Source organism: Hymenobacter frigidus, from assembly GCF_014640435.1.
Taxonomy (GTDB): Bacteria; Bacteroidota; Bacteroidia; order Cytophagales; family Hymenobacteraceae; genus Hymenobacter; species Hymenobacter frigidus.
Genome location: NZ_BMGY01000018.1, coordinates 45,784 through 57,423 on the forward strand (window position 1 = coordinate 45,784; position 11,640 = coordinate 57,423).

General features: G+C 62.9%; 9 protein-coding genes. 4 read left to right on the forward strand and 5 right to left on the reverse strand.

All coding sequences use genetic code 11. From position 1 onward, the window contains the following. Positions 1–112 precede the first annotated feature (112 nt). Both IEW17_RS11165 and IEW17_RS11170 read right to left on the reverse strand, forming a co-directional pair. A complete protein-coding gene (locus tag IEW17_RS11165; RefSeq protein ID WP_188562126.1) occupies positions 113–385 on the reverse strand; it encodes a hypothetical protein in 273 nt (90 codons plus the stop codon). Positions 386–414: 29 nt separating this feature from the next. Then, on the reverse strand, positions 415–1,170 hold the full coding sequence (locus tag IEW17_RS11170) for a L,D-transpeptidase family protein (protein ID WP_229748952.1): 756 nt from the start codon (positions 1,168–1,170) through the stop codon (positions 415–417). Positions 1,171–1,410: 240 nt separating this feature from the next. Between IEW17_RS11170 and IEW17_RS11175 the strand changes: the two genes are divergently transcribed. Together IEW17_RS11175 and IEW17_RS11180 are read left to right on the forward strand one after the other, a co-directional pair. Next, a complete protein-coding gene (locus IEW17_RS11175; protein ID WP_229748959.1) occupies positions 1,411–3,834 on the forward strand; it encodes a bifunctional YncE family protein/alkaline phosphatase family protein in 2,424 nt (807 codons plus the stop codon). A gap of 229 nt (positions 3,835–4,063) precedes the next feature. Next, the gene (locus tag IEW17_RS11180; RefSeq protein WP_188562128.1) at positions 4,064–4,732 is read left to right on the forward strand and encodes a DUF2461 domain-containing protein; all 669 of its coding nucleotides are present in this window, start codon (positions 4,064–4,066) and stop codon (positions 4,730–4,732) included. 144 nt (positions 4,733–4,876) lie between these two features. Here the strand turns inward: IEW17_RS11180 and IEW17_RS11185 are convergent, their stop codons facing one another. From IEW17_RS11185 to IEW17_RS11195, 3 genes are all read right to left on the reverse strand, one after another. After that, a complete protein-coding gene (locus IEW17_RS11185) occupies positions 4,877–5,380 on the reverse strand; it encodes a DUF6702 family protein (protein WP_188562129.1) in 504 nt (167 codons plus the stop codon). A 167-nt stretch (positions 5,381–5,547) separates the two neighbouring features. Further along, the gene (rseP, locus tag IEW17_RS11190) at positions 5,548–6,891 is read right to left on the reverse strand and encodes an RIP metalloprotease RseP (protein ID WP_229748953.1); all 1,344 of its coding nucleotides are present in this window, start codon (positions 6,889–6,891) and stop codon (positions 5,548–5,550) included. 126 nt (positions 6,892–7,017) lie between these two features. Further along, positions 7,018–8,184, reverse strand: coding sequence for a 1-deoxy-D-xylulose-5-phosphate reductoisomerase (locus IEW17_RS11195; RefSeq protein WP_188562130.1), 1,167 nt, complete (start codon positions 8,182–8,184; stop codon positions 7,018–7,020). Between the two features lie 300 nt (positions 8,185–8,484). Between IEW17_RS11195 and IEW17_RS11200 the strand changes: the two genes are divergently transcribed. Together IEW17_RS11200 and IEW17_RS11205 are read left to right on the forward strand one after the other, a co-directional pair. Next, positions 8,485–9,642 carry a geranylgeranyl reductase family protein gene (locus IEW17_RS11200; protein ID WP_188562131.1) on the forward strand — a complete coding sequence of 386 codons (1,158 nt, stop codon included), beginning with the start codon at positions 8,485–8,487 and terminating at the stop codon, positions 9,640–9,642. A 316-nt stretch (positions 9,643–9,958) separates the two neighbouring features. Next, positions 9,959–11,605 carry a T9SS type A sorting domain-containing protein gene (locus tag IEW17_RS11205; RefSeq protein ID WP_188562132.1) on the forward strand — a complete coding sequence of 549 codons (1,647 nt, stop codon included), beginning with the start codon at positions 9,959–9,961 and terminating at the stop codon, positions 11,603–11,605. Positions 11,606–11,640 lie beyond the last annotated feature (35 nt).

Consider the following 11,640-nt stretch of genomic DNA (forward strand, 5'->3'; position numbering starts at 1 on the left):
ACCGCGCCGCTTGTTGGATGAATTGAGCGGGAAGTTACCGCAGAGGTTCGCAGAGACCAGCGCAGAGGAACGCAGAGCTACCGGCTGCCGCCTGCCCGCTGCACCGGCCAGGCTAGCAGCAGCGGCAGCAGCAGCCATTGCCACGAGCGGGGCAAATGTCTTGCTGGGTACGGGTGGCGAGCTGCTCACGCGCCGCGATGCGTTGCCAGCCCCTTTTAAGCATGGCATCATCGTACGGGTTTTCGCCTTGCCGCAATACATCCTGACCCACGTAGCAGGTGCGGAAATCCATGGGCCGGTCGGGGCCGGGTCGAAACTCGCGCAGCACGCGGCTGAGGTTGAACAGGGCGATGAGCGCCAGAAAAAGCAGGAGGAAACGCGGCACGGCGGCAAGTTAGGCAGCGCTGCCCTGCGCTACCGGCCTGCCACCATCGGCTCGGCCATTTCCGCGGCTTCGTGGTGCTTTTCAAAGTGCGCATAACCCAGTACCAGGCCCCGCCAGAAGGCTTGATGGGGACTATTGTGCCGCTTCGCCAGCTCCGCTTCCGTGAGGGGAAACGGGAAAATATGCACCGGAATCAGGGCCTGCCCCGCCGCCCGGGCCGTGGCGGCCAGCAGGTATACTTCCTCAATGCCCGCATCGGTAATGGGCAGGCAGCCGATGGTGACCGCGCCGCCGTGAATGAAGATGTCGCCGCCGGGGTTGGGCTCGCCCAAGGCGCGGTCGGTGGCATTGGGGTAGTTGAGTCCCAGCGAGAGGTGGAAGTTGCTCTTGGGGTTGAACCGGTTGATTTCGTAGAAGCCCTCCGGCACCTGGAAGTCGCCGGCGCGGCGCTTGGGCCCCAGCGAGCCCGAAGCCGCTGCCAGCGGGTAGGCGTGGAGCAGCTCGAACGGGCCGCCGCCTCGGTTGCGGGCCCACACCTCCAGCTCGCGGTTGGTTTTGATGAGGCGGAACATCATTTCCAGCCGCTTAGGGTCGAGGTAACGGGTGCGCAGGCGGCTGGCTACTACTGGCCCGGTGGCCGCCTGCGCCGCCCGCACCCGCGGAAACCGTAGCTGCTGCCGCCAGAAAGCCCCGCCGCTGGAATCGGCGGGCGCGGTGCAGGACTGGGCCAGCAGTTGGCAAACGGGCAATAGCAACAGCACGCAGCACGACAAACGACGCAGCATAAACAACAACCGGAATGAGATGGACTGGCGCTACAACGGCCTTCAGGTGTTTCTATTTTGCTGGGTGTGAATTCTTCCCGAATTGGAAAGCCCTGCCTGCATTCATAACCTTGCCGTTAGGCCCATTGCCGCCCGCACCCGCTACCTTCGCAGCCCCCGCCGCCGCCGTCTCGACGGGCCTTTTTGTCCATGTGTTTCCTGTCAAAAATTCGCCAATTTATCTCAGCAGGCCCCTTGTTGGTGTTGCTAGGCTGCACCGGCAGCCCCAGCACCAAGCCTGCGCCCGAGGCCCCCGGCGTGCTGCCCGGCCCTATTGCCGGTACTAGCCAAACGCTGCTTCCCAACGGCTGGAAACTCAGCCCCGCCGGCACGGCCACGCCGCTCGGCGACCTGCCGCTCAGCCTGCAGCTCAGCCCCGATGGCCGCCTGGCCGCCGTGACCAACGCCGGCTGGGGCCAGAACTCCGTGCAGCTGCTCGATGCCGCCACCGGCCAGGTGCTCGATACCCGCGTGGTGTCGGCGGCCTGGGCGGGCCTGGCCTTCGCGCCCGATGGCCGCACGCTCTACGCCTCCGGCGGCCAGCACAACCGCATCCATTGCTTCAAAATTGATGGGCAAAAGCTGCTTCCTGACAGCGCTTTTGTATTAGGTGAGAAATGGCCTAAGCGGAAAATCGGCGTGGCCGGCCTCGCCGTCGATGGGCCCCGCCAGCAGCTTTACGCCGTGACGCGGGAGGACAATTCGCTCTACACCTTCGACCTGAAAACGCGCCGCATCCTGCGCACCCTCAAGCTGCCCGCCGAAGCCTACGGGGCCCTGCTCAGCCCCGACGGTACCCGGCTTTATATCAGCCTTTGGGGCGGCCACGCGGTGGCGGTGTACGACACCGAGCAGCACCAGCTACTGCCGAGCATCGCCGTGGAGAGCCACCCCAACGACCTGGTGCTGACCCGCGACGGCCGCCGCCTGTTCGTGGCCAATGCCAACAGCAACTCGGTTTCGGTAATCGACACGCGCCTGAGCCGGGTGACGGAAACGCTGAATACGGCCCTGTTTCCGGCCTCGCCCACCGGCAGCACGCCCGATGGCCTCGCCCTCACTGCCGATGATTCCCAGCTGTTCATCGCCAACGCGGACAACAACTGCCTGGCCGTGTTTGATGTGCGCGAGCCGGCCGCCAGCCGGCCCCTGGGCTTCGTGCCCACCGGCTGGTACCCTACGGCGGTGCGCGTGGCCGGCAACCAGCTCCTCATCACCAACGGCAAAGGCAGCACCTCGAAACCCAACCCCAACGGCCCCAACCCGGTGCGCGACGAGGGCGAAAAAGGCGCGGGCTACATCGGTGGGCTGCTACTGGGCTCGCTCTCGCGCCTGCCCCTGCCCGATGCGGCGGCCCTGGCCACGTTCTCGGCCCAGGTGTACGCCAACACGCCCTTCAGCAAAGCCCGCGAGGCCGCGCCCGACGTGCCCGCCGGCAACCCCGTGCCCCAGCGCGTGGGCCAGCCCTCGCCCATCAAGCACGTCTTCTACATCATCAAAGAAAACCGCACCTACGACCAGGTGCTGGGCGATGTGCCGGCCGGCAACGGCGACGCCAGCCTTTGCCTCTTCCCCGAAAAGGTGACGCCCAACCACCACGCCCTCACCCGGGAGTTTGTGCTGCTTGATAATTTTTACGTCGACGCCGAGGTGAGCGCCGACGGCCACAACTGGAGCACGGCCGCCTACGCCAATGATTTCGTGGAGAAAAGCTGGCCCAGCTACTACAGCGCCCGCGGCGGCGAGTACGATTTTGAAGGCCGCCGCGGCGAAGTGGCCGAGCCCCAGGGCGGCTTTCTGTGGGACTACTGCCAGCGGGCCGGCCGCAGCTACCGCAGCTACGGCGAGTTTGTGTACAAGGGCAAAGCCAGCGTGCCAGCCATCGAGGGCCATTTTTGCGAAGACTATTCCGGCTTCGATATGAGGGTGAAGGACGTGGACCGCGAGAAAGTCTGGGAGCGGGACTTTGACCGTTTGGTGGCCGCCAGGCAGGTGCCTGCCCTCAGCATCATCCGCCTGCCCAACGACCACACGATGGGGGCCCGCAAAGGCGCGCTCAGCCCGCTCTCCTACGCGGCCGACAACGACCTCGCCCTGGGCCGCTTGATTGAGCACCTTTCCCAAAGCCCGGTCTGGAAAGAATCGGTGGTGATGATAATTGAGGACGATGCCCAGAACGGCCCCGACCACATCGATGCTCACCGCTCCACGGCCTACCTCATCGGGCCCTACGTGCGCCGCCACGCCGTGGTGCACACCGCCTACACCACGTCCGGAATGCTGCGTACGCTGGAGCTCATCCTCGGCCTGCCGCCCATGAGCCAGTACGATGCCGCCGCCCTGCCGCTCTGGGCCTGCTTCACGCCCCGGCCCAACTTCGCGCCTTACAAGGTCCGGCCCGCCACCACGCCCCAGGACGTGCGCAACACCGCTTTCAACGCTCCCGCCCGCCGCTCCCTGAAATTTGACCTGAGCCGCGAAGATGCCGCGCCGGATTTGGCTTTCAATGAGAATATCTGGCAGGCCGTGCGCGGCGAGCACAGCCGCATGCCCGCGCCGCGCCGCAGTGCCGCTGTGCGCGAGGCCAAAGTGGAGCACGAGGAGGAGGAAGGGGAGGACGACTGAACGAAAACTCCCCTCCTTACCAAAGGAGGGGATGCTGACGCAAAGCGTCAGCTGGGGTGGTGGCACCGCAGGGTAGGCGTTGAACGGTGGCCGAACGATTCAAAGCCTTGGTTGTTCGCTCATCGTTCAACGCCCGCCCTCCGGTGGCACCACCCCCGTCCGGGCCTGCGGCTCGAACATTCCCTCCTTGGTAAGGAGGGGAGCCTTTCGTTTTACATTCTCATGATACATGCAGCTCAAGCCCCTCTTTACCTTTCTTAGCAGCCTCGCCAAACACAACGAACGGCCTTGGTTCCAGGAGCGCAAAGCCACCTACGACCAGCTGCGGGCGCCTTTTGAAGAGGACGCCGAATTCTGGGCCCGTGGCCTGGCGCAGCTCGACCCGGCCCTGGCCAGCGCCGAAGGCCGCAAAAGCCTCTTTCGCATCTACCGCGACGTGCGCTTCAGCAAGAACAAGGACCCGTACAAGACGCATTTTTCGGCCTACTTCACCGCCGGCCCCAGCAAGGACATTGACTCGCCGGGCTACTACCTGCAGCTCGGGCCCAACGGCCAGACCATGGTTGCGGGTGGCCTCTACATGCCCGACAAAACCCAGCTGGCCGCCATCCGTCAGGAAATTGACTACAACGCCGCCGAGCTGAAGGCCATTCTGGCCGCGCCCGATTTTCAGCGCTACTTCGGTGGAGTAGGCGGCGACAAGCTCAAAAAGGCTCCCGCCGCCTACTCCACCGACCACCCTGAAATCGAGCTACTGCGGCACAAGGGTTTCGTGGCCGTATACCATATCGCTGATGCCGACGTGCTGGCGCATCCCGATTTTCGGGCCCATGTGCTGGAGGTGTTTGCCGCTATGGTGCCGCTCTGCCAATTTCTGCGCCGGGCCGTGGAGGTGTAGCGCGTTCACCTCACCCCTGACCCCCTCTCCAAAAAAGAGGGGGCACCGGTTCGTGAGGATGATTGTTCAGATGAAATCGTTAGGAGAAAAGCCGATGCCCCCTCTTTTTTGGAGAGGGGGTCAGGGGGTGAGGTCAGCCACGCCTTACCACTTCAGTAGTTCTTGCTCATGGCCGGCGCGGAAGAGGGCACTCTGCTTCTGGCCGTTCGCCTCGATGTTTACAATGTTCATCTGGTCGCCGAAGGCTTCCAGGAGCATGGCCTGGCGCAGCTTCACGGCGCTCATCGGGCTCGGCAACGTCACTTTGCAGTAGAACCAGTAGCCGTCGTTTTCGGCCTGCATTCCCAGCACCTGCAGCGGGAGCGGGGCCCCGGCCGGCGTGCTCACCTGCAAAGTGCGCTGCATGTAGGCAGTGGCTAGCACCAGCGGGCGCGGCGCGGCATCGGTCAGGTTTACGTGGGTGGGCTGGCCTTGCGAGAGGGCTTTTTCGAAGTCGTCGGTAAAGACTTTTACCGAGATTTCGAGCTGCTTTTTGGCGGCGTTGTAGCGCAGCTCCGTGATGGTAGAATGGTAGGCGTGCAGTGCCGGCCCCGCCCCAGCCAGCGGAAACAGCAGCAGCACAGCAGCTAAGGCAACAAGCAGACGCATAATTGGGGATATTAGGATTCGGATAAATTAGCAATAAACAGAACGTCATGCTGAGCGAAGTCGAAGCATCTCTACCGCGCAACTAATCTCATTTAGTGTGGCGGTAGGGATGCTTCGACTTCGCTCAGCATGACGTTCTGTTGGTAGTTCGAAGAACCGGTTTCAGTCTAATTAAACAGCTTCATTATCTGCTTGAATACCAAAACATAAGCCATCAGGGCCAGAATCAGGAACGTGCCCACGCGCTGGGCTCCTTCCAGAAACTTGTCCGATGGCTTGCGGCGCAGAATCATTTCGTAGAGCAGGAAAACCACGTGGCCGCCGTCGAGGGCCGGGATGGGCAGCAGGTTCATAAAGGCCAGCACCATGCTCAGCGAGCCGGTGAGCGTCCAGAACCGCACCCAGTCCCACTGGCCGCCGTACTGCTGCGCGATTTCGACTGGTCCGCCCATGCTGGCCCCGAACGAGGCCTGACCCTTGAAAATTTTGCCGAATGCTCGGGCCTGCGCCCCAATCACCCCAAAAGCCGCTTCTGCCCCGCGCGGGATAGATTGCACGGCCCCGAAAGTGCGGGTGCTGAACTTCAGGTCGGGCTTCTGCTCGAAGCCGATGTGGCCTTCGCCGTCCACTTTCACCGGGAGGGTCAGGGTTTGGTCCTTGCGCAGGATGGTCAGCGGCGTTTCCTTGTTGGCGTTGACTTTCAGGGCTTTCTGCAGCTCGTCGAAATACATAATTGGCGTGCCGGCCACGGCCGTTACCCGGTCGCCCACCTGCAGGCCGGCTTTGGAAGCGGGGGCGCCCGCAATCACGCGGCCCACCGAGAAGGGAGCCCGGGGCAGCACAAACAGGCTGTCGCCCTGCTTGCCCAGCTTGTCCATGATGTTGTTCGGAACGTTCAGGTCCAGCAGCTGGCCGTTGCGCTCCACGGTGTAGAAGCTGTTGTTGCCGAGAATGACCTCGGGGCGGCGCACGTCATCGAATTCCTCGAAGGGCCGGCCGTTGATTTTCACGATTTTATCACCCGTCCGGAAGCCGATTTCCCGGCCCAGGCCGTTGGGCAGCACGCCGAAGCGGGCCTCCGAAGCGGGCAGGTAGCTTTCGCCAAACTTGAAGGTGAGGGCCGCGAAAATGATGATGCCCGTGATGACGTTCATGATAATGCCGCCGAGCATCACCAGGAGCCGTTGCCAGGCGGGCTTGCCCCGGAACTCGTCGGCCTTCGGCGGGCCAGCCAGGGCCGAGGCGTCCTGCGTCTCGTCAATCATGCCGTGAATCTGCACGTAGCCGCCCAGCGGAAACCAGCCGATGCCGTACTCCGTTTCGCCCACTTTTTTCTTGAACAGGGCGAAATTCATCACCCCGGGCATGGGAAACAGGAAGTCGAAAAAGATGTAGAACTTATCGACCCGAATTTTAAAGAGCTTGGCGAAGGCAAAATGGCCGAATTCGTGTAAGCCAACGAGGATAGAAAGGGCCAGCACCAGCTGGCCAATCATGGTGAGAATTTCCAAGGGAAGTTTATTTGTCTGTCATCCTAAGCGCGGCGAAGTACCTTATCACGCCAGCGCTTTGGGGTTAGTGTTTCTGATGAAGGCAGCCGTGATAAGATGCTTTCTTCGTCAGCAGGACAATTATTATTAGAGAAGTGTTGCAGCTACCCGGCGTGTTTCGGCATCGGTAGCCACCAAATCGGCCAATAACGGCTCCGCAAGGTACGATACCCGTGCCAGGCACTCCGACACGAGGTCCGACATCTGCCGAAAGCCGACCTGGTCCCGCAGGAAAGCGGCTACGGCCACCTCGTTGGCCGCGTTGAGCACGCACGGCGCGTTGCCGCCCCGGCGCATGGCCCCAAAGGCCAGCTCCAGGTTGGGGAACGCCACGCGGTCGGGCGCTTCGAAGGTGAGCGTTGGGTAATCGAGAAACGAGAAGCGTGGGAAGGTGTTGGCCAGTCGCTGCGGGTAGCCCAGGGCGTACTGAATGGGCAGCTTCATGTCGGGCAGGCCGAGTTGGGCTTTCAGCGAGCCGTCCTCGAACTGCACCAGCGAGTGCACGATGCTTTGGGGGTGCACCACCACGTCAATCTGCTCATTGGTGAGCCCGAACAGCCACTTGGCCTCAATCACCTCCAAGCCCTTATTCATGAGCGAGGCCGAGTCGATGGTGATTTTCGCGCCCATGTCCCAGTTGGGGTGCTTCAGGGCCTGGGCCTTGGTCACGGCCTCCATCTGCTGGGCCGAGCGACCCCGAAAAGGCCCGCCGGATGCCGTGAGAATGATTTTCTCGATGGGATTCTGCGCCTCGCCCACCAAGCACTGAAAGATGGCCGAATGCTCGGAATCGACGGGCAGCAGGCGCACGTTGTGCTGCTGCACCAGGCCCGTAATCAGCTCGCCGGCAACTACCAGGGTTTCTTTGTTGGCCAGCGCAATGTCTTTGCCGGCCCGGATGGCGGCCACCGTGGGCAGCAGCCCGGCGTAGCCCATCAGGGCCGTGAGCACAATGTCGATTTCGGGCCGGGTCACGACTTCGGCCAGGGCGGCCGCGCCGGCCAGGACTTCGGTTTCGGGCTGGTCGGCCAGGGCCGCTTTCAGAGGCTGGTAAAAGCTGTCGTCGCCGATAACCACCACGGCCGGCCGAAACTCGCGGGCCTGCTGCGCCAATAGCTCCCATTGCCGCTGCGCGCTCAGCACCGCCACGCGGAACCGGCCCGGCTGCTGCCGCACCACTTCCAGCGCCTGCGTACCAATGGAGCCCGTGGCCCCCAGCAAGGCCAGCGTTTTCACCTCATTATTTTCAACCATAATGCTACTAAACACGGAAACGCCGCAAAAGTACGGTGCCTCGGCGCTCATGGGCCTACACCCACTTTAAAGTAGTAGCTACAAACTGGTTAATGATGCCCACAATTGCCTCGGCTTCCTGCGCCACGGTGGCTGCCGGTGGGGGCAGTCCGTTTGGCCAGCGCGGTGAGGTGAGCCGCGTCGTTGGTTGGAATCAGGCAATTTGGGTAGCATGAGATTGTGGGATTATGCAGAAAAGCCCTGCTGTGATTGCCCAAACGAGGCCTTTTCGCAGGCTGCGTCGCCGCCTATCTTTGGCTTGTGCTTTCTCCTGTTACTACTTACGACGTTGCCATCATCGGTGCGGGCCCGGCCGGTACGGCCTGTGCGTTGGCCCTGCGCCAGAGCGGCCTGCGTGTGGCGCTGCTGGATAAAGCCCAGTTCCCGCGCGACAAAGTGTGCGGCGATGCCATTCCCGGCCACGCCCTGAAGGCTCTGCGCCAGCTCGACCCCGCCTTTGCCGATGGCCTCTGGCAGCTTCAGCCGCTCGATGCCGTGCAGCAGTCGCGCCTCGTGGCCCCCAACGGCGACAGCCTCTGGATGCGCTGGAAGCTGCCCAGCTTCAACAGCCCCCGCACGGATTTCGACGCGGCGTTGCTGGCTCTGGTACGTGCTCATTCGCCGGCCGAAATCCGGGAAAATACGGGCCTGAAAACCCTGTGCATCGAAGCCGACCACGTCCGGCTAATCACCACTGACGGCACCGAAATAACCTGTCGGCTGGTCATTGGCTGCGACGGGGCCAACTCCGTGGTGCGCCGCCAGCTGCTGCCCGCGCCGCTCGACCGTGCCCACCACTGCGCCGGTGTGCGGGCCTACTTCAGCAACATCAAAGGAGCCCAGGCTGGCCTCACCGAGTACTTTTTTACCAAAGACTACCTGCAAGGCTACCTCTGGATTTTCCCCGTCGGCCAGGGCGTGTACAACGTGGGCCTGGGCATGCTCTCCGAAACGGTAGCCAAACACAAAGTCGATTTGAAGCAGGTGCTGCCCGAGCTGCTGGCCACGCATCCGGCGCTGGCCGGCCGCTTCGATGGGGCGCAGCAGCACGGCCGCATCCAGGGTTTTGGCCTGCCGCTGGGCGGCGGGCGCACGGTGCCGATGAGTGGCCCCCGCTTCCTGCTCTGTGGCGACGCCGCTTCGCTCATCGACCCTATCCAGGGCCACGGCATCGACACGGCCATGCAGAGTGGCATTCTGGCGGCTGCCCAAGCCGTGGCCTGCTTCGCGAAGCAGGATTTTAGCGCCGATTTCATCAAGCAGTACGACGCGCAGGTGGCCCAAAAAATCAGTCGGAAGCTGACCAAAAGCTACCGCCTCATGCGCTTCCTCAGCAACAAGCCGTGGCTGGTGAACGCCGGCGTGCGCCTGGCGCGGGTGCCGGGCCTGAAGCCCTGGGTGCAGAAGGCAATAGGGTAGGGGCGGCCCAAAGCAATATAAAAACGGTCATTCCCGACCCACCGCGGGTCTTGGAGTTGCGGCAAACCGCGGTCGGTTGCGCCGCGGCGGGCTGCCCGCTGTCCTATCCCGACTACCGCAACCCGATTCACTTTGTAAATATATTTTTATTTATATTATTTAATAATAATAGCTTAAATTCAGATTGGGTTTGGTTCTGAAGCGGCCAAAGCCGGCCGCTTCAGGCTGCGCTACTCTGCTTTAATCATTGCCTGGCACTTAGCAAAAATGGCCGCTGGCCGTCCTTCCATACCTTCCACCACTTGCTATTATTACGATGAGACAGCTACTCCTTGCCCTGTTTTTATTCCTTGGCTTCACTACCTACGCGCAGCCCACCACCTGGAACTATGTGTTTCCCCTCACTGATTTGAACGGGATAATGGACGTGGCCACCGGCCCCGATGGCAACACCTACGCCACGGGCCGCTTCACGGGCTCGCTGCAGCTAGGCAGTACCTTGCTCACCAGCGCCCAGCCGGGGCCCTGTCTCTACATTGCCAAGCTCAGCCCCAGCGGCCAGCTGCTGCGCCTCACCAAGCTGGAAGGCGCCACCGACGTGCTGCCCCGCAGCATTGCTGTGGACCAAACCGGCAATACCTACGTCACGGGCAGTTTTTCGGGTACGCTCACCTACAACCGCGGCCAGCAAACGACTTCCTTATTGGCGACGCCGGCCAACGGCACGGTCTTCCTCCTAAAGTGCAGCTCCACGGGTTCCGTGAGCTGGGTGCGGCAGGCCGATGGCAGCGCCAGCGGTGCTTACCGCCACTGCCAGGGCACGGCCGTGGCCGTGGACAAGGCCGGCAACAGCTACATCAGCGGCGAGGCCAGCGGGGCTAACATCCGGTTTGGCGCGCTGGCACTGGGGGCGCACTCCCGCGATGGCTTTTTGGCCAGCTACGACCGGCAGGGCCAGCTGCGCTGGGCCCGGGTGCTCACCCACCTGAGCACTGCTTTCGGCACGAGCAAAGCCGGCGGTGTGGCCGTGGACGAGGCGGGCAACGCCTACCTCAGCGGCCACAGCTACAGCGGCTGGGCCCTGGACGGCATTGTGCTGCCTCTGCCAGTTGATACCGACTACCTCGCCCGCTTCGACACCCGGCAGGGGCAGCTGCGCTGGGCCCGCTCTACGCCCGGCAATGGCGGGGGCCAGGTCATTGCCACGGATAAGAAAGGGGACGTGTACATCGGCGGCACGTTTGCGGGCACGGCGGCCCTGGGTCGCTTCACGCTCACCAGCGCGGGCGATGCCGACGGCTACGTGGCCCGCTACGGCCCGGATGGCACCGCAGAGTGGGCTATGGCCCTGGGCGGGGTCAATTATGACGTGGTCAGCAGCCTGGCCGTGGACCAGAAGACGCGCAAAGTATTTGTCACGGGTATGATGAACTACACGTCGCAGGCCACCAACCAGTCGTTTTTGGTCACCCTCGGGGCCAGCGGCCAGCTTCAGCGCACCGAGCTGGTGGGTGGTCCGGGCACCAGCTCCTGCGGCCAGCTGGCCATCGATGCCCAGGCTAATGTGTACTCATTTGGGGTGTTCACGGGGAATTGCAGCTTCGGCCCGGTAGCCCTCAGCACCACGGCTACCCAGGGCTACTTTGGGCGTTTCGGCCGCAGCCTGCCCGGCCCCACCAACGCCGTCACCAGCCACCTCGATGCCCTCGTTGCGGCCGAAATCAGCGTCTTTCCTGTTCCGGCCCAGCAGCAGTTCACGGTTCGCCTCGCGGGCCCGGACCAAGCCCGGCAAGCCGTGCTCTACGACCACCAGGGCCACATCGTAGCCGAGCGCACCATCGAACCAACCAGCGTTTTGACTGAAGTAGGGTTTGATACCACCGCCCTGCCCGACGGCCTGTACGTGCTGCGCCTGGTTTCGTCCCAGGCCACCACCACGCGCCTCGTGACGGTGCAGCACTGAGCAAGGACCACCTTTCGTCTTCTATGCGTCTTATC